This is a genomic window from Palleniella intestinalis, from assembly GCF_013166595.1.
GTDB lineage: Bacteria > Bacteroidota > Bacteroidia > Bacteroidales > Bacteroidaceae > Prevotella > Prevotella intestinalis.
Window position 1 is genome coordinate 109,338 of sequence record NZ_JABKKG010000001.1, and the last position, 20,082, is coordinate 129,419.

A 20,082-nucleotide genomic window follows, 5' to 3' on the forward strand; every position below is an offset into this window, starting at 1 on the left:
CGCCGTTTTTTTAGTGGTGTTATTTTCTGTTCAGCAAAGAATTCAAGCAGTGGCTGACAGGAATTTCAAAAAAGCGGTTGACTATGATTGAGACAATTACCAACAATGGCAGACTGATTGCAAACTCTACTATTAAAGGCAAGTCGATGTTTAGCTTTGACATGGTTCCACGTGTGGTATGAAGCCATGGCATATATTTTGGAATGATTCCTTTCTCAGCTTGCGGCATATAGGTATAGGCAAGCACGAATCCGCTTAGCATCATAAATATGGAGACAGCCATGTCACCGGAAGGTTTTATGGCTGCTCCTTTGAAACCGAAATGTCCGACAAAGATAAGAAGTTCCTATCCCACGCAACATCTGTAAAGACTGCAATTTCTTTTTTTTCATGGCATTCTATCTTTGCCCCGCAGCAGAGAGAAAATTGCTATTTTTCTATTTGTGCATTATACTTTGTCCATCCGAGATAACCGGAGTTCAATTCTACAACTGTGTAGCCGTTCTGTGCAAGAATCGTGGCTGCCTTCTTGCTGCGCCTGCCACTGCGGCAGTAAAGGGCGATGGTCTTTTCTTTTGGCAATGATTTCAAGGCTTCAGCCTGAAAATTATCGTTCAGCACATCAATGTTTACCGCATTGGCGATGTGTCCATCGGCATATTCCTCAGGAGTGCGCACATCCTGCAGCACGGTTGCTGTGTCTGCAATGACTGTGCGGAACTCTTCCGCTCCAACACTCTTGAACATGTCCGTTTGGGCATTGCATCCCAAAAGGCTGCAAATGAAAGTCATGAGTCCCATGAATATAATCTTTTTGGTCATCTTGCTATCTGTTGGTTACTTTATCTCCTTGATGTCCCGCTCGACATTGTGGCGGATTTTATCAAGATAACGGCGCATGCCTGTCGCGTCCTTGTGGTCGATAATGTCCAAGAGTTCTTTCAGTTCCGTGCGTATCTTCGCCACATTGTCATGGGTATAGGGGTTGAAAAGAACTTCCTGCAACAAGTAGTCGTCTTCATTGAGTACGCCTTTTGCTATGCGCATGTGGCGCTTGAAGGTCGTGCCCGGTGCGTCCTGATGCTCCATTACGGCTGAGAAGACGAAGGTGGAGACAAACGGAATGCTCAACGAATAAGCCATTGTGCGGTCGTGCTCCTCGAAGGTGTACTCGTAAATGTTCAGTCCGAGGCGCGAGTAAAGGTCTTTGAAGAAGCAGCGTCCCATGTAATCGCCCTCGTTTATGATGATTGCGTTCTCTTCGGAGAGCTGCTGAAGATTGGCGAATGTCGGTCCGAACATGGGATGGGTTGAGACATAACGATGACCGGTCTGCTCGTAATATTCGCGCAGCCCAGTCTTTACAGAGCTTATATCGGAAAGTATGCAACTTTCAGGAATGTATGGCATAACCTCATCAAATGCCGGGATTGTGTATTTCACAGTCACGGCATTGATGACAAGTTCAGGTTCGAAAGCCTTTATTTCTTCAAGTTTGGAGAAACGTTGGCAGTTGTATGTGAAGCGGAGACGCTTTGGGTCTTTCTCAAATGCTGCGACTTCATGGTCGAAACTCAGCAAGTCGATGAAGAAGCTGCCCATCTTTCCCGCTCCCAAAACAAGGATTTTCATACAGTAATTATTTTATTTTCCTACAATCTCAAGCTGCTGGCGCACAGACTCTTCATGGATATGCTCAAAGACTTGCTTCACGAACTCAGGTGCCATACCGCAAAGAGAACCTTGTGCAGCACGCTTGTTAAGAATCTCATTATAGCGTCCTGTCTGAAGGACGGTCATGTTGTGTTCTTTCTTGTACTGTCCTATCTCACGGCAGATACGCATGCGTTTTGAAAGAAGGTCCATCAGTTGGTTGTCCAAAACGTCGATCTCATGGCGCAGCTGCTGTATTCCTTCTGTTGTCCAGGCGGAATCACGGACAACGAGTAATGACAATATGTAGTCAAGGACATCAGGAGTGACCTGCTGCTTTGCGTCAGACCACGCCTTATCAGGATTGCAATGCGCTTCCACCATAAGTCCGTCGACACCGAGATCGAGAGCTTGTTGGCACAGTGGCGCAATGAGTTCGCGTTTGCCTCCCATGTGGGAAGGGTCGCAGATGATAGGCAGTTCAGGAATGCGGCGGCGCAACTCTATAGGAATCTGCCACATCGGCTGGTTACGGTAGATGGTCTTGTCGAATGAGGAGAATCCGCGATGAATAACTGCGAGTTTCTCTATACCGGCAGCATTCAGTCGTTCAAGTGCACCAATCCACAGTTCGAGGTCTGGATTGACAGGGTTCTTGACAAACACCGGAATGTCAAGTCCTTTCATTGAATCGGCAAGAGCCTGCATGGCGAATGGGTTTGCCGAGGTGCGTGCGCCAATCCAAAGAATGTCAATGCCGTATTTCATAGCCAGCTCGACATGCTCAGGTGTGGCTACTTCCGTACCGATGTACATGCCGGTGGTATCCTTCACTTGCTTCATCCACTGCAGAGCCGGTTCGCCATGTCCTTCGAAGCCGCCCGGTTTGGTACGTGGCTTCCACACTCCGGCACGGAACATGTGACAGCCTTTTGCTGCAAGTTCGGTGGCAGTGGTCATTATTTGCTCCTCTGTCTCTGCGGAGCAAGGACCTGCGATGACAAACGGGCGTTTCTGATCGCTTGGTAAATTCAGTGGTTTAAGATTGAGTTCCATTATTTTATAAGATATTCGTTGTTACTATTATTATTACAACATATTGTTGCAAGTATTTGTTATTTTCACGTTTCACATGACAGCTTTGATACGCTCCAGTGCCTCCTTCATCTTCTCATCCTTGGCACAAAGGGAGATTCGTATGAAACGCTCTCCATTAGAGCCGAAGATGAATCCCGGAGTTATGAACACTCTGGCTTCATGCAGCACTTTCTCTGTCAGTTCCTCACAATCGCAACTGTCAGGAATCCTTCCCCAAAGGAACATTCCCACTTGGTCTTTGTCAAAAGTGCATCCTAAGGTTGCCATTATTTCTTCGGCTATGACACGACGGCGTTTGTATGTCGTATAGTTTGCCTCATGATGCCATTCGTCAGTGTTCAGGTAAGCTTCTGCTGCCGCAAGCTGCAGTCCGCGGAAAGTGCCGGAATCAATGTTTGACTTCACTTTCAGAATCCATGATATGAACTCCTTGTTTGATGCGCAAAGTCCTACACGCCATCCCGGCATATTATGGCTTTTTGACATGGAATTCAGCTCTATGCAGCATTCCTTGGCATCCTTTACCTGAAGGAGCGAGATAGGGTTATCGTTGATGATGAAGGAATAAGGATTGTCATTCACAACAACGATATTCTTCCGTCTTGCGAAATCAACAAGTCTTTCGTAAGTCTCTATCTGTGCATTGCCACCGGTAGGCATGTTAGGATAGTTGGTCCACATCAGTTTCACATTGGACAAATCCATGTTTTCAAGCTGTTCCCAATCAGGCTGCCAACCGTTCTTCTCACAGAGGTTGTAATTTATTATCTCTTGTCCGAGCAACTTTGAAAGTGAAGTGTATGTAGGATAGCCCGGATTTGGGACAAGCACCTTGTCTCCCGGATTGCAGAAAGCAAGAGTGATATGCAGTATTCCCTCCTTTGAGCCGATGAGAGGCTGTATTTCTGTCTGCCAGTCAAGGGCTACATCAAACCATCTTTTGTAATATCCTGCCATGGCTTTCCTTAGCTCCGGTGTGCCTACCGTCGGCTGATAACCGTGTGCTGTCGGGTCATTGGCAACTTCACACAGTCTTTTCACTGTACCGTCGGACGGCGGCATGTCAGGTGAGCCGATGGCAAGGGAGATGATGTCCTTGCCTTCTGCGTTAAGCTGTGCCACTTCCTTTAATTTCCTGCTGAAATAGTATTCCTGGACTAATTTCAGTCTGTCTGCGGGCTGTATCATAGTAGTGTTAGCATTTTATCATTATGCGGCTTTGTATTCGCCAAGGATTTTCAATTCACGTGTCAATGGAATTATAGCATCAACCGCCTGTCGGTATCTCACAAGATTGTCATAAGTGATGTCAACATAAAACATGTATTCCCATTCTCTTCCGATTATCGGCAATGACTGTATCTTTGTCAGCTGCATGGTGTAGAAACTCAGAATGGAAAGCACTTGCGACAATGAGCCTTCTTCATGCGGTAAAGAGAACACAAGACTTGACTTGTTTGTTTCATTGATAGGGCGGAGCATGTCTGCCTTGCGTGGATCGGAGAGTACAAGGAAACGGGTGTAATTATGCTTGTTGTCCTCTATGTTGTTCTCAAGTACTGTCAGTCCATAAAGTCTTGCAGCATCAGCATGGCAAATGGCGGCAACCCTTGTAACTTGGCTTTCTGCTATCCACTGTGCCGCCCCTGCAGTATCGTCAGCTTCAATGATTTTCATGTTCTGATGTTGTGACAGATATTTGCGGCACTGCATCAATGCAACAGGGTGGGAGTGAACCTCCTTTATGTCCTCTATGTTTTGTGACGGAAGGCAGCAAAGGCAGTGGCTGATATGTGTCTTGTCCTCACCCACGACTGTCATTCCACTTTGAAGCAACAATTCATAGTTATGAAGAAGAGACCCGGCAATAGTATTTTCTATTGCTGTCAGTCCTATGATTGTCGGGTCATTCTTCATGTGCTCGAACACTTCTTCAAATGTCGCACAACATATCATCTGTAACTGCTCACCCTGAAAATAGTGGTGTGCCGTAATGTCATGGAAACTGCCTTCAAAACCTTGTATTGCTATTCGCTTCATTGATATGTGATTTTTTTTATAATATAATGAAAAATCCCGCCAGACTTGTATCTGGGCGGGATTTGCATATATGGATGTTTATATATCTGCTTTCATAAGTTGAAATTCACACGCAACTTCCCGCTTCACATTGCCCTGCAAAGTAAAAGTAAAAGAAGTATGTAAATGACTTATTCATATTTATTTCTCTTATTTGATTGCAAAATTAAATATTTTGCATCATTTTAGCAAGAAAACGTTATGCAAACTATCTTTGCATTATGAAATTTTAACCATTGCACCGTCAGATGTTATATCATCATTCTCGAGAAGTTCCGTTAAGGTTTGGTTTATGAGTTCTCTTTTATAAGGCAATTGTACAATTTCCACGATATGGTGCTTGTTGCCATCTGCAAGCAAATCCAATATAGCTTTTTTGACTTCAACGGGCGGATCTTGCGGACGCTTTCTTTTGTCTATGCATACATCGCACTTTCCACATTCGTAATCGGAGTCTTCACCAAAATATCTGATAAGCTGCTGCTGACGGCAAATGACATCACAATTAATATAATGAATCATGCTTTCTATGTGTTCCACCATTCTGTCACGCAGATTGTCATACGCCTCTTTGGAAATGTACACATGCTTCTCATCGACTCTGTCTACAAGAAAGGTCAGTCGCGGCTCTGTCCTCGGAGGAATGAACTCTATGATACCTCTTTGGCGAAGGTCTTTGAAGAGCGTATAGATGCGTTGTGGGGTGGAGGAGCACTTAAAGGCTATCGCCCTTATGTCCACATACACAAAGTCACAGAAAAGTCCAGAATAGATTCTCATCATTGCGTCTATCATGTCTTCTTCCTCTTTAGGAATTGAGCGTAAACGATAAAGATCATCTCGGGACACTGTGAATTTCACTCTCGAATTGTCATCCGGATTTGTCTCATAACTGATATATCCGGCATTGTCAAGAATATGCAAGGATGCATCAACAGCATAAGTGGAATAGCTGTACACAAGACAGAACTTGTCCAAAGGGAATATAACTGACAATCCTTTTCCCATGCCAACACCTATCTCGTAGAAATACGCAAGCCGTTCATATACCTTTTTTATATACTCCTTATCAGGAAAACATTGCAAAAGGCGGCGACGCATGAATGCCGGTGTGCTTTTCATTGTTATCAGGACCGCATATGATAATTTTCCGTCACGTCCTGCTCTGCCTGCTTCTTGGAAATAAGCCTCTATGGAAGAAGGGACATCGGCATGGATTACAAGACGGACATCAGGCTTGTCAATTCCCATGCCAAAGGCATTGGTCGCAACAATCACACGAATCGCGCCACAGTGCCAGTCATGCTGACGTTTTGTCTTTACGGCAATGTCAAGCCCTGCATGAAAGAATGTTGCAGAGATTCCGGCTTGATTGAGCACAGAGCTGAATTCCTTAGTAGCCTGCCGGCTATTGACATAAACAATAGCGCTCCCACAGACACTATTAAGGATATGGATTATCTCGGCTCGCCTGTCAACCGTTTCACGTACAATATATGATATGTTGTCACGGCGGAAAGACATTCGGAACACTCTGCCTTCATTGAAAGCAAGCTGCTTTTGTATGTCCTCAATGACAGGTGGGGTGGCGGTGGCGGTAAGTGCGAGCACAGCCTTTCCGGGAAGCAACGCGCGCAGTTGGGAAATACGCAGATATGCCGGACGGAAATCATATCCCCATTGCGAAATGCAGTGTGCTTCATCAATCGTGATAAAACTTACCTTGATGTGACGGAGCTTGGCGAGAAAAATGTAAGACGAAAGACGCTCCGGAGATACATACAAGAATTTAATACTGCCATAGATACAGTTGTCAAGAATCTGCACAACATCATTATGTGACAATCCTGAATGCAGGGCGTATGCCGGAATGCCTCTTTGGCGCAGGTGGTCCACCTGGTCTTTCATCAAGGAGATGAGCGGAGTGATGACAAGACAAACTCCCAGCATACTCAAAGCCGGCACTTGGAACGTAATGGACTTTCCTCCACCTGTCGGCATCAGTCCGAGTGTGTCATGCCCGGACCCGATGCTTTCGATAATCTCCTGCTGTATTCCGCGGAAATTATCGTAACCAAAATATTGCTTGAGTATTTGCCTGTAATCCGGTTTCAATGTGTCAATCATTGACTGTGTGTATATCCTCTATTTGCAGTTGTGGCGCACCGTGGCGATAGACATTGTCCTCTATCGTGTAGGCTATGTCGAAAGAACGGCGTGACTTTATGTATCTTGCTGCTCCTGACTGCCCGAATGCGATGCCGTTCATGACATTATTGGACTTAGAGTCCACAAGTTCCAGTTTTATATGCTCCTGCTGTCGTCCGACAACCTTTGATGTTCCGAAGTCATAGACATCCTTAGTGACAAAAAGCGGTTTTGGATTCTTTGGTCCGAATGGTGCAAACTTCTTCAAATCGGAATGCAGCTTCTTTGTGATGTCCCTGAATTCAAGCGACGCATCTATTTCAAGTATTGGCTCTGTCTGTTCCGGCATAATGTGGGACTCAACATATTTCTGGAACCTGCGCTGGAATTCCTTTACATCATCCCATTTCAATGTAAGTCCACAAGCATAAGTATGTCCTCCGAAATTCAACAGAAGGTCTCGGCATGACTTGATTGCGGCATACACGTCAAACCCTGCCACACTGCGTGCAGAACCCGTTGCAACATCTCCATCGCGAGTGATGACAACCGTAGGGCGGAAATACAGCTCTGTCAGTCGTGAGGCAACAATACCTACAATGCCTTTTTTCCAATTCTCGTCATAAAGGACAATGGAGGTCTGATGACGTTGTGACTCAAGGCGTGCCACAATATTGTTCGCCTCTTCTGTCATCTGCTTGTCAATATCCTTGCGCTGCTCATTGTATTCGTTGATATGCTCGGATATCCGTATTGCAGCGTTATAGTCCCTTTCGACAAGAAGGTCGACACTCTCTTTGCCGTTCTCCATTCGTCCGCTGGCATTAATGCGTGGCCCTATCTTGAAAATAATCTCAGACATTGTTATCTGCCTTTCAGAAAGCCCACAAACCTCTATTATGGCTTTCAGACCGATAGAAGGAGACTGATTCAACTGACGCAGCCCATGATAAGCGAGAATCCTGTTTTCATTCTCAACGGGAACAAGGTCAGCCGCTATGCTGATAGCGCATAAGTCAAGCAATGGCTGCAACTGTGAGAATGGTATTCCATTGTTGCGTGCAAAGCCCTGCATGAACTTGAAGCCTACGCCGCATCCGCAAAGATGCTTGAAAGGATAGCTGTCATCCACTCGTTTTGGGTTGAGGATAGCTACTGCAGGCGGCAGTTTCTCGTCAGGGACATGATGGTCGCAGATGATGAAGTCTATACCTTGCTCTTTGGCATACGCTATTTCATCAACAGCCTTTATGCCACAGTCAAGGATAATAATCAAGGACACACCTGTTTCCTTTGCATAGTTGACACCTTTCCTTGAAACTCCATACCCTTCATCATAACGGTCAGGAATATAGTAATCTATGTTGGAATAGAACTGCTTCAGAAACTTATATACTAAAGCCACAGCCGTGCAGCCATCCACATCATAGTCTCCATAGACAAGGATACGCTCTTTGCGGCCAATCGCATCATTGAGGCGATCTACTGCAAGGTCCATGTCTTTCATGAGGAATGGATTGATAAGATCTGTCAACTGCGGACGGAAGAAGCGTTTTGCTGCCGATTCAGTGGTAATGCCACGCCTCAGTAGGAGTCGAGCAAGCACAGGGGCAATGTTCAGCTTTGCTGCCAGTGTCTGTGCCATGCCTTCCTCAGCCTCTGAGGTCGGAGTATATTTCCATTTGAAATGCATATTTATTGTCCTTTAATTTTAGAGTTATGGGTTCTACAAACCACATTAAATATATACGCAATTTGTAGAACCCATTTGTGTATAAAACCCATCAGCGATATTTAATGACCACTAATAGCTATCACTTTGGTTATCAGCGATTTGCCTATTATTTTGCAAAAGGTAACACTTTGTATCATAAAAGGTATTACTTTATGACACAAAAGGTATCACTTTCTTGTGCCAAAGGTAATGGTTTGTTTTTTGACTGGTAACATCCCATTATCTGATAGGAAACAAGCAGATTGCCAAATTATTCGCCGGGGTTATGTGAAAATAAGCAGACCGCAGAGAATCAGATGCCCATCTTCTTGCGGATGTCCTTTGGTATGGCATTCTTGTTGACCATGTAGTCCATAGTCTTTGCCACGATGAAGTTCTTTGACATGTACCAAGTGCCCTGATAGTCACCGGTCTTGCCCCAAGAGTTCTTCACCATATAGTACTCACGGCCTGTCTGATCCTTTGCAATACCATATATAAGCATGCCGTGGTCGTCTGTCAGTGTCCAATTGTCGTACTCTTTCTGACGCTGTTCCTGCGAAGGAGTCATTTCCTTGACAGTCACACCGGCTTCCTTGATTTTGTCCTTCTTCTGTGCAGGAGTGAGCTTGAGCCAACGAGCCATGTCAGAGCCGTCAAGTGCCTGATTCTTTGTATCGATGAGGAGAGCAAGACCATCGCGTGTGAAACCGTCCTCACTTACGTCACCACCCCAAGCGACTGTATAGCCGTTCATGACAGCATTGTCAATGATACGTGCCATCTCGTCCATAGGAAGGTTCCAAGAGCCCGGCTGACGCCAGTTGTCCTGTACCTCGACGGGGAACTCTGTGTAGAAAGGATGATGAGTGTAAGAAGTCACGGTAACATAGTCGTTCCAGTCAAGACCAAGAGACTGTGCGAATGACTTCGGGGTGTATTCCTTTCCCTCATACTTGAATGTCTCCGGACATTTGCCAAGATATGCATCCAGAATGCCTTGGAAAGCGGTCTTCCATGTTGGGCTGATTGTCTTTGCCTTGCTATGTGCCACAGCGTCAACAAAAGGTTCCATGACAGAGAAGAACTCATTGAAGTTGTTCAGTGTGTCACCATACATTGTTCCAGGGAGTGGCATTGCCTCTTCAGGGCAGATACCGTAGTTCTTAAGAACATAGAGGACATCATAAGCAGAGCCACCCTGTGAGAACTGTGCGTCACCATGCATACGCACAGTCAGGACTGCACGATCCATATAGTTCTTGTTGCACACGAACATCTCACAGAGGTCATAAGTCTTCTTTGACTTCTTGAGAATCTCTGCCTCAAAGTAGGAGAGGGTAGAGTAGTTCCAACAGGTGCCTGACCTTGCCTGGTTCTTTACTGATGTGATAGGATTCTCCTTTATCACAGTAAATACAGGCGCGTTAGGGTTCACAGAGTCTTTCTTCTCTGCTGTCTTGTCTGCAGCCGGCTGTGCCATCATTGATGCTGTTGCTGTAAGCATCATTGCTGCCATAATAAAAGTTTTTTTCATGTACTGTTTGTTATTTGTAATTTAAACCTAAATTATATTTCATTCTGCATGTTCTTCCATATACTTCTCCACATCGGCAGTATGGTAAGGGATGCGCTTTTCACCAAGGAAACGACAACCGTCTTTTGTTATGAGCAAATCGTCTTCTATACGTATGCCGCCGAAATCACGATATTTCTCTATCATGTCAAAATTCAGGAAATCCTTGCAATGGCCTTTCGCTTTCCAATCATCTATAAGCGCAGGAATGAAGTATATTCCCGGCTCATCCGTTATGACAAAGCCTTCTTCCAAACGCCTTCCCATACGGAGACAATTCGTACCGAACTGCTCAAGATTAGGGCGTGTCTCACTGTCAAAGCCCACATGAATTTGTCCGAGACCTTCCATGTCATGGACATCCATGCCCATCATGTGTCCGAGACCGTGAGGGAAGAACATCGCATGTGCACCTTGTGCAACAGCTTCATCAACATCTCCCTTCATCAGTCCCAATTCTTTAAGACGCTCTGTCATCAGGCGGCATACCGCAAGATGTACATCAAAATATTTCACTCCCGGCTTTGCTATACCCAATGCCAAGTCGTGGCATTCGTCCACGATGTCATAAATTTCTTTTTGCTGTGGTGTGTACTTGCCATTGACGGGCATTGTGCGTGTATGGTCAGAACAATAATTGTTGATTGTCTCACCTCCGCAATCGCACAGCACAAGGCGTCCGGCTTCAAGTTTGTTCATGGACGGACCACCGTGCATTATCTCACCATGCTGTGAAAAGATTGTGGCAAAGGATTCATGCGCACCAAGTGAGTGGGCAACACCGTTGATTTTGCCGGCTATGAATCTTTCTGTTCTTCCCGGACGGACAAGACGCATGGCGGTTGTGTGCATCTCGTAGCCAATCAGCGATGCGCGCTCCAGTTCTTCAATTTCCTCTGCAGTCTTTGTGGAACGCATTTTCACGACAGCGTTTATTAGCTCAAGTGATGCCGCTTCCTTCTGCTTGCAAGGGTGAATGCCAAGCAAATCCATTATCTGAATCTGGTTGTCATGACGGTATGGCGGAAGTATATGTATTTTCCGTCCTTTATTCTGCGCTTCTGTTATAATGTCCTTAATCTTTCCGGCCTGTGCACTGTTGGTTACCCCAACGCTCTCTGCGAGGTCGCGGATTGTTGGTACAGTGCCATACCAGACAATGTCTTCAACATCGACATCATTCCCCAAAAGCCATTCTTCACCGCTATCACAGTCAATCACACCGACAAGCCCTATCTCTTGCAAACCAAAATAGTACAGGAAAGAGGAGTCTTGCCTGAAAGGGAAATAGCAATTTGCAGGATAATTGCATGGTGACTCATTATTGCCGAACAGCACTATTATGCCATTTCCGACAAGCTGCTTCAGCGTTTGCCGACGCTCTGTATATGTATCTTTTCCAAACATTTTCTATTTTTCAGAATAAAAAGTTGCTAATCTATGTTGTTTAATAGGTGTTAATAAACTTTGCAAAGTTACAAATTATTTCCGAGAAATTATTAACTTTGCAAAGTAATTGATAGGAATTTACATTATTTAAATTAAATAGAATGGAAAATACCGCACTCGTTCTTGAAGGTGGAGGAATGAGAGGCGTCTTCACAGCTGGTGTTTTGGACGCATTTATGGAGGCAGGACTGCAGTTTCCGTACTCTGTCGGTGTGTCCGCCGGAGCATGTAACGGTTGCAGTTTCTTGACCAAGCAAAAGGGGAGGGCGCATTTCTCAAATGTCACTCTTTTGAAAGATTACGGACACAGGTATCTTGGGCTCCGCCAATTCCTCAAAACGGGCTGTATCTTTAATGTTGATTTGCTATACCGTATTCTTCCTTATGAATTGTGGCCTTATGATTTCCATACTTATTTTTCGACACCGAAAACATTTGAAATGGTTGTCACAAATATGCTGACAGGCAAGGCGGAATACTTATCCAATCATATGCCGGCATACAAAGAAATGAGCAATGCAAACGATGCCAACCAATTATCTCTTGATGTTGTACTTGCGTCCAGCAGCTTGCCTTATGTCGGTAACATTGTCAATGTTTTAGGTGTGCCTATGCTTGACGGAGGAATTGTTGACAGTATACCTGTATTGCATGCTATGGAGTTAGGGTATAAGAAGTGTATTGTAATACTGACTCGGAACAAAGGGTATCGGAAAAAAATCAAGCGAAATTGGTTGGTTTCTGCTTTATCATCAGCCACACGCTGGATTTTCTACTCAAAATATCCACATTTCCGTAAGGCACTACAACATAGGAGTGAGGTGTACAACAACCAGCTGGAATTGGTTGAGAAATTAGAGGAAGAAGGCAAAATCATAGTCATCAGACCTGAGAAACCAATAAAAGTGGATCGCATAGAACGAAATGCAGAGAAGATGCAGGCACTTTATGAGGAAGGGCTAAAGATTGGACGGGAATTTTGTAAGCAACTGAATAATAACTGATACAAAATGTTAGAAGAAAAAAAAAGTATAGGAACGCTTTTTGATGGTATAGCGGGAACTTATGATATGCTGAATCATCTTTTGTCGCTTAACATAGATAAATCATGGCGTCGCAGAACTGTGCAGAAACTTACTCATGCACAAAACCTTTTGGATGTGGCGATTGGCACTGCTGATTTGTCACTGGAAATTATGCGGCAACAAAAAGCAACAAAAATACAGGGCATTGATGTTTCACGTGAGATGATGCGTATTGGCAAAGAGAAAGTAAGCAAGGTCGGATTTGCAGAAAATATTCGTTTTGATTATGGTAGTGCGCTTGAAATGCCTTATGCAGACAACACTTTCGACGCTCTCACTTGTGCTTATGGATTAAGAAATTTCCCGGATGCAGATAAAGGATTGGCAGAGTTTTACCGTGTCATGCAACCAGGAGCACAGCTGGCCATATTGGAATTCTCTTATCCGGAAAATCGTGTCATACGATTCGGATATGACTTGTTCTTTACACATGTATTGCCTTTTGTCGGACGCGTTTTCAGCCACGACAAGTCCGCATACACTTACCTGAACCGTTCTGTAAAAGAATTTATGTGGGGAGAGGAAATGGTAAGCCATATACAAAATGCCGGATTCAAAAATGTTCGTTTTCAACCATTGACATTTGGAATTACAACTGTCTATACAGCAACGAAATAACTGCAAGATATGAGTAAAATATGTGACAACATCATACTTTGGTTTCGTACCATACGCCCACAAACCCTGTTATTGTCCCTCATTCCTGTTTTTGTGGCTATTATAGTAGTGGATAAGAGTGGAATTCCTATAAATATAATGACAGCAGTATTGACGGCGTCATGTGCCGTTTCACTTCAGATACTCTCCAATCTGACAAACGATTATTATGATTTCCTTAAAGGTGCAGATAAAGCAGGAAGAGTAGGGTATAAGCGTGCAATGGCAGAAGGAAGCATTACAGTCTCTGCAATGCGGCGTGCATGCCTTATAGCTGCATTCATAGCATGCCTGCTTGGCCTTCCCCTTGTTCTTCTTGGCGGATGGGTTATACTTGCCATCGGACTTACGGCATTGCTTTTCGCATGGTTGTATACTGCAACAAGTCATTCCCTGGCATATCTGGGAATCGCTGACATCTTTGTCTTCTTGTATTATGGAGTCATTGCGAGTGGTGGAACGACATATCTGCTTTTATCCTCAAATGAATGTAATATGGAAATGGCAGGTATGATTTCAGCCCCCATTAATCCGCTCATAGTTAAATCATGTTATGCAGGCGCGGTATGTGGATTGATTTCCATGTGTGTCTTGATGATAAACAATCTTCGTGATATACAAGACGATATACCTGTAGGAAAACGTACAATTCCGGTTCGCATTGGTTGTCGTGGTGCTGAGTGTATTATGTTTATATACATACTTCTTATGCCATGCTTTTCTGTTTTAGCCTTTGGTTGGGATCTGCCGGCTTTAATATTTTTCCCGGCCTGCGCTTTGTGGCGAGTTACTATCAAAGCAGAAGGAACAAAATACAACCATTGCCTTCTTTATGCTGTGTTGGTAAATATCGCTTATTTCGTTTTATGTACTATGTTGTAAAATAGCAGGGGACTTTCTTTTATGTAACTATACTATGTCCTATTTATCATAATGCGCATTCTTTGATAACGCATGACAGAGTTGTGACCTCAATGAGTTATTTATTTTGTCCAAAATCTTGAAGTTATGTCATGCCAGTCATTTCCTGTTCTTTTATATAATCGTTGGTTGGTTGTTGTTTTATTTAAAGGACCGAGATGTTCGATATAAGGGCCGACTTTAATGTAATCGAAATATTCTTTGTTCAATGTTGGTGCTATCAATGTTTTGCCACTATACCATGCAACTTTCAACGCAGGATGTATATTTTTCATATAAATAGCTAAATCATTCAAATCATTGATTGTGGCATCTCCACCCATAAATGCTACACAAGTGATAGCATTGTCATATTTTGTTATCATTTTCTCTAACAAATCGTGTGTAAGAACATCTCCTATATCTCCCCACAAGTATTTGCTATGACAACCAGGGCAACAACAAGGACAATTACTTATATTTATTGCGAGTGTAACTTCATCAGGAATTTCCTGAAAGACAATACTTTCATTGACAAACTTCATAGATATATAAAAAAGATTGTATGATTCTGTAAAAACCGAGGGACTTTCCAATAAATAATGTCGAGTCCCTCGGTAAATGAAATATTAATGTTGACAATATAAAGGCTACATCTTGTCAGAACCAGCATAATACCGGCGCTGTGCCTCTTCCTGCCTTGCTTGCGAGAAATTACTTACTCGCTTGAGGTATCCAATAATACGTGTCATATAGTCCACATTATGGGATTTGCATTTAGGACATTCGTGCAGATAACGCTTATCTATAGCTCCACAATCATTACAGATTGTATTAGGAATATTGAATGTAAAATAGTTGCATCCTTCAACAGCAGCAACATGTATAAGCTGCTTATATTGTTCTTTTGACAAATGCTCTTCAAGATTCATGTGCAGGGCAGAACCACCAGTAAGATGCTCTATATATGGTGCACCATGCAACTTGAATTTATCAATGATTGTCAAAGATGTATCCTCAACTGCGTAGAAATAGGAATTATAGCAATCACGTGGAACGAAATAACCGTCTTCCCTATCCCATTTTGCATGTTTTACGCCAACATTCTCTGCCGGAATCATCTCACAGTTGAACATCAATTCTTTTGTCCTGTATTGTTTGTTGTATTTTTCAACAAGACCAAGAATCTCTTGTACAAAAGCCTTATATTCTGGATTATCATTTATTTTTAGCCCCATGAACTCTGCAGCTTCAACCAAACCGTTCACACCTATTGTTAGATACTGACGGTTAATATTTATATACCCGGCATCAAACAGTGGGAGCATACCATTTTGTTGCAATTCCTTAAGGTTCTCATTATAAGCCGCTTGGACTTTATGACACAAATCTATGATATGATCAAGAAACTCCTTATAATCTTTGCCGTTATTCACTGCATACTGAATGCAGCGGTTAAGATTTATTGTCAGCACTGATTTTGAACCTGTTGACACTCCACCTGCGCCAAGAGTATAAGAGAATCCATTATCCTGGATTTCATTACGCAAGCGACAGCAAGATGACAGAGAGTCTGCATTATCCGACATATATGTAAAGAAGGAGTGTCCTTCTGAATACATTTCTGCTGTAAAATCGCCCCACTCCTTATCACGAGGTTCTCCATTTTCAGTAAGAAGAGCCATGGTTTCAACAGGGAAAGTAAGTACTGTCTTTGTTCGTTCCTTGTTAAACCATTTCATGAAACGCTTCTGCAGCCAAGAAAGTCCGTCCCAATCCGGCTGGGAACCATCAGGAAAGTAGAAATTCTCAAACAATGAATGGAAATAATACTTATCATAATATGCCACATTCCAGAATACAGCCTGGAAATTGCGGGCTCCTGTCGGCTGGTTTATGGAATAGACAATCTGCTCAAAGCAGTCTGTAATGATTTTATCAATTGAACGTTTTTTCAATGACAGATCACCTTGCTGTTCAGGATGCTTCCAATAGTCAAGACCATATTCCTTGCCTATAAAATAGTTCATATACATCAGGAACTCGGGAGTAGCGCAAGCACCTGACAACATTGAACTGACAATAAATACCATGTTTATAAAGCCTCCGCAGAAAGACTTCAGGTTTGTCGGCGCTGTAGAATTGCCGCCAATGCCGTCTGTTCCGTTTATCAACCATGGATACATTGTTATGGAAGCGCAATAGTTCGCAAGAGAGGTCTCATCATTCTTGTATATAAAATGCGTCTGTAAGAGCTGCATGTACTCGTCTGCAAGTTCCTTTCCGTACATTGTCTTTATACGGTCAGTAAGCATGCGACGGTTCAATTTAATGAATGAGCCCTTCGGCAACTCTCCTATAAGAGTTGCTATGTTTTTATGTTCCACATTGGCATTTGCATCAAATTTGCTTCCTGTTGCAGCATTTGATGCATGGCAATAATCAGCCAAGAACTTCATACGATCCAATTCGTCACGTGTCTCTGTATGGCGCTGACGATAAAGCATGAATGATTTGGCTACCTTATAGTATCCTTCCTTCATTAAAGCAATCTCCGTCTGGTTTTGGATATCTTCCACTGTGACTCCATCATTTATATCAAGATTGCTCAAAATCTTTGAAATACGTCCCAAGTCTATCGGTTCGTTAACAGAATTGAACGCCTTGATTATTGCATTCATGATTTTGTCAAGCGAGAATGCGTCTTTGGTTCCGTCACGCTTTGTAATTGTAAAATTCTTGATTTCCATTTATTGTTCAAATATGAGTATAAGAATGTAAAAATCCTGCAATTTAATTACCTTGGTCTCTAAAAATAATTTTCCATTTCGGGAAACTTTTTCCAAAATTCAAACCTGAAAGTTTTCCGTTTTGGAAATCTTTTGCAAAGGTAATACAAAAAAAACAAAACTCAAAATATTACTATGACTATTTTGGAAATATTTTACAGCGTCACATATAATATGCTGTAAAACAGTGAGATGTGAGTGAAAACCCAAATAAATAGTCTATATATTTACGATAACAGACATAATTACACATAATGACAGAAATGGTAAACTTTTATCTGCTATGACAAATAAAAGTTTACCATTTCTGCACACCGTTCTCCGTCAATACCTGCTGAAACAATGCCACCGGCATATCCAGCGCCTTCGCCGCAAGGGAACAATCCGTTTATTTCCACATGCTGTAAATTGTCACTGTTACGAAGCACACGCACCGGAGCCGATGTTCTTGTCTCAACAGCTATCATGCAAGCCTCATTTGTAAGAAATCCATGGGAGCGTCTGCCAAACATCTTGAATCCCTCCTGCAACCGTTTGCTTATTTGCTGAGGCAGCCAAAAATGAAGTGGAGAACTTATCAGTCCAGGCGTGTAGGATGACTGTGGCAGGTCATAACTTAATTTACCATTGACAAAATCTGCCATTCTTTGGGCAGGCGCCGTTTGTCTCATGTTTCCTTGCTGCCAACAATCCTTTTCCAGTTTCTCTTGAAAACGCATCATGCTCAATGAATCATCCATTCCTCCCTCTATGTCATCAGGACGTACTTCAACAACCATGCCACTATTAGACCATTTGCCTCCACGTGAACTTGGCGACATCCCATTCACTACAATCTGCTCTTTATCAGTTGCAGCGGGAATCACATATCCTCCGGGGCACATACAGAAAGAATATACACCACGTCCGTCGACTTGGTTCACAAAACTGTACTCTGCTGCAGGAAGGTACTTTCCCCTACCCTGCTTTGAGTGATACTGTATTTGGTCTATCAATTCAGACGGATGCTCCAACCGAACTCCGACTGCTATACCTTTTGCCTCCATTTTTATATTTGCAAGTGCAAGATAGCGATAGACATCACGGGCACTATGTCCCGTTGCCAGAATCACAGGACCAAAGAATTCTTTCCCATTGGCAATAACACCGAGCACAGTGTCATTTTGCAGAATCAGTTCTGTCATTTTCGTTTGAAAATGCACTTCCCCTCCACATTTTACAATTGTGTTGCGCATGGACTCAATAACGCTGGGTAACTTATCTGTACCTATATGCGGATGAGCGTCCGACAAAATGGACAAAGGAGCACCATGCTGGCAAAATACACGCAATATCTTGTCAACATTTCCACGCTTCTTGGAACGGGTGTATAGCTTTCCATCCGAATAAGCTCCTGCACCACCTTCACCAAAGCAATAGTTTGATTCAGCATCGACCGCCTGCTCTCTTTTGATTCGGGCAAGGTCTTTTTTGCGTTCGTGCACATCCTTACCACGTTCTATGATAATGGGACGCAACCCCAATTCTATAAGTCTTAGAGCAGCAAACAAACCTCCGGGACCGGCACCAACAACGACAACTTGGCGTGCTCCAGACACATCATTATACACGACCTTTTCATATTCTTCGTCCTGTGGCTCCTCATTTATATACATCCGTAATGTGAGGTTTATATAAATCTGACGCTGTCTGGCATCAATCGAGCGTTTCAACACTCGTATATGGGTTATCGTCCTGGCATCAATTCCATGTTCACGACCAATATAATCACGGATCAGACTTTGCTGTGAAGCTATTTGTGGCGATACACGTATTTGTAATTCCTTTATCATTTCAGAAACATTAATCAGCAAAAAACACATGTTTTGTTTTCGTACAAATCAGTTGTTTGCTGTATATGTACGTAATGCACCAAGTAATTCGTTGTTCTCAGTGCGAGTTCCTATCGTTATTCGGAGACAGTTGTCACACAGCTGCACGTTTGTACGATTCCTAACAATGATACCTTTGTCTACCAAATAATCATAAATACCCTGTGCGTCAGTGACTTTGGCAAGGAAGAAATTTGCCGATGTCGGAAAAGTCTTCACGCATATAGACAATTCTTTGAAAGCAGCAATGACACGATGACGCTCTTCCAACAAAATGTTCACCCAATGGCAAACATCAGCATTGGCTTGCAGAATCTCAAGTGCTTTCTGCTGAGTCATAAGATTGACATTGTAAGGATATTTCACTTTATTGAAAATGCCAATAATCTCTTTTGATGCAAATGCCATGCCAAGACGTATCGCTGCACATCCCCACGCCTTACTCATTGTATTGAGTATTACAATGTTAGGGTAAGCATCCAGTTCTGCTCTGAAAGTCTTTTGTGTAGAGAAATCCGAATAAGCCTCATCAATGACAACAATTCCGGAAAAGCCTTCAATGACTTTTTTTATCTCTTCCCTGTCGATGTCATTGCCACATGGATTGTTGGGACTGCAGATCCACACAACCTTTGTATATTTGTCACAAGCCGAAAGGACAGCACTTGATAACATGCAGTAGTTGGCATCAAGCAAGACCGGTCTGTACTCAACATCATTAATGTCCGCACAAACCTTGTACATTCCATACGTCGGCTCTATCGCAACGACATTATCGATGCCCGGTTCGCAGAAACACCTGAAGACCAAATCAATTGCCTCGTCAGACCCATTCCCAAGAAAGATGCAATCAGAGGGAACACCTTTAATCCTGGATATTGCATCTTTGACTTCATGCTGCAAAGGATCCGGATAACGGTTGTATGGACCATTGTACGGATTCTCATTTGCGTCAAGAAACACATGGGCAACATGCCCGCTATATTCATCACGTGCACTGCTATAAGGCTTCAAAGCCCAAATATTCTTTCTTACAAGTTCCTTTAACTGTCTCATTTATCGG

General features: G+C 43.2%; 16 protein-coding genes. 3 read left to right on the forward strand and 13 right to left on the reverse strand.

From position 1 onward, the window contains the following. Positions 1 to 429: 429 nt before the first annotated feature. The 9 genes from HPS57_RS00535 to HPS57_RS00575 all read right to left on the reverse strand — a co-directional run bounded on the left by HPS57_RS00535 (position 430) and on the right by HPS57_RS00575 (position 11,675). Positions 430 to 822, reverse strand: a complete 393-nt coding sequence (locus HPS57_RS00535) for a rhodanese-like domain-containing protein (protein WP_172179195.1) — start codon at positions 820 to 822, stop codon at positions 430 to 432. 15 nt (positions 823 to 837) lie between these two features. After that, positions 838 to 1,632 carry a prephenate dehydrogenase/arogenate dehydrogenase family protein gene (locus HPS57_RS00540; RefSeq protein WP_172179196.1) on the reverse strand — a complete coding sequence of 265 codons (795 nt, stop codon included), beginning with the start codon at positions 1,630 to 1,632 and terminating at the stop codon, positions 838 to 840. Between the two features lie 12 nt (positions 1,633 to 1,644). Further along, positions 1,645 to 2,709, reverse strand: coding sequence for a bifunctional 3-deoxy-7-phosphoheptulonate synthase/chorismate mutase type II (locus HPS57_RS00545; protein WP_172179197.1), 1,065 nt, complete (start codon positions 2,707 to 2,709; stop codon positions 1,645 to 1,647). Positions 2,710 to 2,781: 72 nt separating this feature from the next. Further along, positions 2,782 to 3,939 carry a pyridoxal phosphate-dependent aminotransferase gene (locus tag HPS57_RS00550; protein WP_172179198.1) on the reverse strand — a complete coding sequence of 386 codons (1,158 nt, stop codon included), beginning with the start codon at positions 3,937 to 3,939 and terminating at the stop codon, positions 2,782 to 2,784. 21 nt (positions 3,940 to 3,960) lie between these two features. Next, positions 3,961 to 4,791 carry a prephenate dehydratase gene (locus tag HPS57_RS00555; RefSeq protein ID WP_172179199.1) on the reverse strand — a complete coding sequence of 277 codons (831 nt, stop codon included), beginning with the start codon at positions 4,789 to 4,791 and terminating at the stop codon, positions 3,961 to 3,963. 258 nt (positions 4,792 to 5,049) lie between these two features. Beyond that, positions 5,050 to 6,957, reverse strand: coding sequence for a RecQ family ATP-dependent DNA helicase (locus HPS57_RS00560; RefSeq protein WP_172179200.1), 1,908 nt, complete (start codon positions 6,955 to 6,957; stop codon positions 5,050 to 5,052). Beyond that, complete coding sequence (gene recJ / locus HPS57_RS00565; protein ID WP_172179201.1) at positions 6,950 to 8,671, reverse strand: single-stranded-DNA-specific exonuclease RecJ; 1,722 nt, start codon at positions 8,669 to 8,671, stop codon at positions 6,950 to 6,952. Before recJ ends, HPS57_RS00560 begins: the two co-directional genes overlap by 8 nt. A 334-nt stretch (positions 8,672 to 9,005) precedes the next feature. Next, positions 9,006 to 10,229, reverse strand: a complete 1,224-nt coding sequence (locus HPS57_RS00570; protein ID WP_172179202.1) for a C1 family peptidase — start codon at positions 10,227 to 10,229, stop codon at positions 9,006 to 9,008. Between the two features lie 39 nt (positions 10,230 to 10,268). Next, on the reverse strand, positions 10,269 to 11,675 hold the full coding sequence (locus tag HPS57_RS00575) for an aminopeptidase P family protein (RefSeq protein WP_172179203.1): 1,407 nt from the start codon (positions 11,673 to 11,675) through the stop codon (positions 10,269 to 10,271). Between the two features lie 143 nt (positions 11,676 to 11,818). Here HPS57_RS00575 and HPS57_RS00580 point away from each other — a divergent pair, with 143 nt between their 5' ends. The 3 genes from HPS57_RS00580 to menA are packed head-to-tail and all read left to right on the forward strand — an operon-like array spanning position 11,819 to position 14,341. Next, positions 11,819 to 12,721 carry a patatin-like phospholipase family protein gene (locus tag HPS57_RS00580; RefSeq protein WP_172179204.1) on the forward strand — a complete coding sequence of 301 codons (903 nt, stop codon included), beginning with the start codon at positions 11,819 to 11,821 and terminating at the stop codon, positions 12,719 to 12,721. 6 nt (positions 12,722 to 12,727) lie between these two features. Further along, on the forward strand, positions 12,728 to 13,420 hold the full coding sequence (gene ubiE / locus HPS57_RS00585) for a bifunctional demethylmenaquinone methyltransferase/2-methoxy-6-polyprenyl-1,4-benzoquinol methylase UbiE (protein ID WP_172179205.1): 693 nt from the start codon (positions 12,728 to 12,730) through the stop codon (positions 13,418 to 13,420). A 9-nt stretch (positions 13,421 to 13,429) separates the two neighbouring features. Beyond that, the gene (gene menA / locus HPS57_RS00590) at positions 13,430 to 14,341 is read left to right on the forward strand and encodes a 1,4-dihydroxy-2-naphthoate octaprenyltransferase (RefSeq protein WP_172179206.1); all 912 of its coding nucleotides are present in this window, start codon (positions 13,430 to 13,432) and stop codon (positions 14,339 to 14,341) included. A 101-nt stretch (positions 14,342 to 14,442) separates the two neighbouring features. Here menA and nrdG read toward each other — a convergent pair whose 3' ends face one another. The 4 genes from nrdG to hisC all read right to left on the reverse strand — a co-directional run bounded on the left by nrdG (position 14,443) and on the right by hisC (position 20,075). Beyond that, entirely contained in the window at positions 14,443 to 14,904 is a 462-nt protein-coding gene (gene nrdG / locus HPS57_RS00595; RefSeq protein ID WP_172179207.1) for an anaerobic ribonucleoside-triphosphate reductase activating protein, read from the reverse strand. A 105-nt stretch (positions 14,905 to 15,009) separates the two neighbouring features. Then, on the reverse strand, positions 15,010 to 17,109 hold the full coding sequence (nrdD, locus tag HPS57_RS00600) for an anaerobic ribonucleoside-triphosphate reductase (RefSeq protein ID WP_172179208.1): 2,100 nt from the start codon (positions 17,107 to 17,109) through the stop codon (positions 15,010 to 15,012). A 320-nt stretch (positions 17,110 to 17,429) separates the two neighbouring features. Continuing rightward, a complete protein-coding gene (locus HPS57_RS00605; protein ID WP_172179209.1) occupies positions 17,430 to 18,980 on the reverse strand; it encodes an NAD(P)/FAD-dependent oxidoreductase in 1,551 nt (516 codons plus the stop codon). A gap of 48 nt (positions 18,981 to 19,028) precedes the next feature. After that, complete coding sequence (gene hisC, locus HPS57_RS00610) at positions 19,029 to 20,075, reverse strand: histidinol-phosphate transaminase (protein ID WP_172179210.1); 1,047 nt, start codon at positions 20,073 to 20,075, stop codon at positions 19,029 to 19,031. Positions 20,076 to 20,082: the final 7 nt, after the last annotated feature.

What these genes read in the sequence shown, in the direction of transcription:
- menA (WP_172179206.1), top strand. Translation starts at nt 13,430, where the DNA reads ATGAGTAAAATATGTGACAACATCATACTTTGGTTTCGTACCATACGC.
- hisC (WP_172179210.1), bottom strand. Translation starts at nt 20,075, where the DNA reads ATGAGACAGTTAAAGGAACTTGTAAGAAAGAATATTTGGGCTTTGAAG.
- HPS57_RS00605 (WP_172179209.1), bottom strand. Translation starts at nt 18,980, where the DNA reads ATGATAAAGGAATTACAAATACGTGTATCGCCACAAATAGCTTCACAG.
- HPS57_RS00540 (WP_172179196.1), bottom strand. Translation starts at nt 1,632, where the DNA reads ATGAAAATCCTTGTTTTGGGAGCGGGAAAGATGGGCAGCTTCTTCATC.
- HPS57_RS00580 (WP_172179204.1), top strand. Translation starts at nt 11,819, where the DNA reads ATGGAAAATACCGCACTCGTTCTTGAAGGTGGAGGAATGAGAGGCGTC.
- HPS57_RS00575 (WP_172179203.1), bottom strand. Translation starts at nt 11,675, where the DNA reads ATGTTTGGAAAAGATACATATACAGAGCGTCGGCAAACGCTGAAGCAG.
- recJ (WP_172179201.1), bottom strand. Translation starts at nt 8,671, where the DNA reads ATGCATTTCAAATGGAAATATACTCCGACCTCAGAGGCTGAGGAAGGC.
- HPS57_RS00555 (WP_172179199.1), bottom strand. Translation starts at nt 4,791, where the DNA reads ATGAAGCGAATAGCAATACAAGGTTTTGAAGGCAGTTTCCATGACATT.
- HPS57_RS00545 (WP_172179197.1), bottom strand. Translation starts at nt 2,709, where the DNA reads ATGGAACTCAATCTTAAACCACTGAATTTACCAAGCGATCAGAAACGC.
- ubiE (WP_172179205.1), top strand. Translation starts at nt 12,728, where the DNA reads ATGTTAGAAGAAAAAAAAAGTATAGGAACGCTTTTTGATGGTATAGCG.
- HPS57_RS00570 (WP_172179202.1), bottom strand. Translation starts at nt 10,229, where the DNA reads ATGAAAAAAACTTTTATTATGGCAGCAATGATGCTTACAGCAACAGCA.
- HPS57_RS00560 (WP_172179200.1), bottom strand. Translation starts at nt 6,957, where the DNA reads ATGATTGACACATTGAAACCGGATTACAGGCAAATACTCAAGCAATAT.
- nrdD (WP_172179208.1), bottom strand. Translation starts at nt 17,109, where the DNA reads ATGGAAATCAAGAATTTTACAATTACAAAGCGTGACGGAACCAAAGAC.
- HPS57_RS00550 (WP_172179198.1), bottom strand. Translation starts at nt 3,939, where the DNA reads ATGATACAGCCCGCAGACAGACTGAAATTAGTCCAGGAATACTATTTC.
- HPS57_RS00535 (WP_172179195.1), bottom strand. Translation starts at nt 822, where the DNA reads ATGACCAAAAAGATTATATTCATGGGACTCATGACTTTCATTTGCAGC.
- nrdG (WP_172179207.1), bottom strand. Translation starts at nt 14,904, where the DNA reads ATGAAGTTTGTCAATGAAAGTATTGTCTTTCAGGAAATTCCTGATGAA.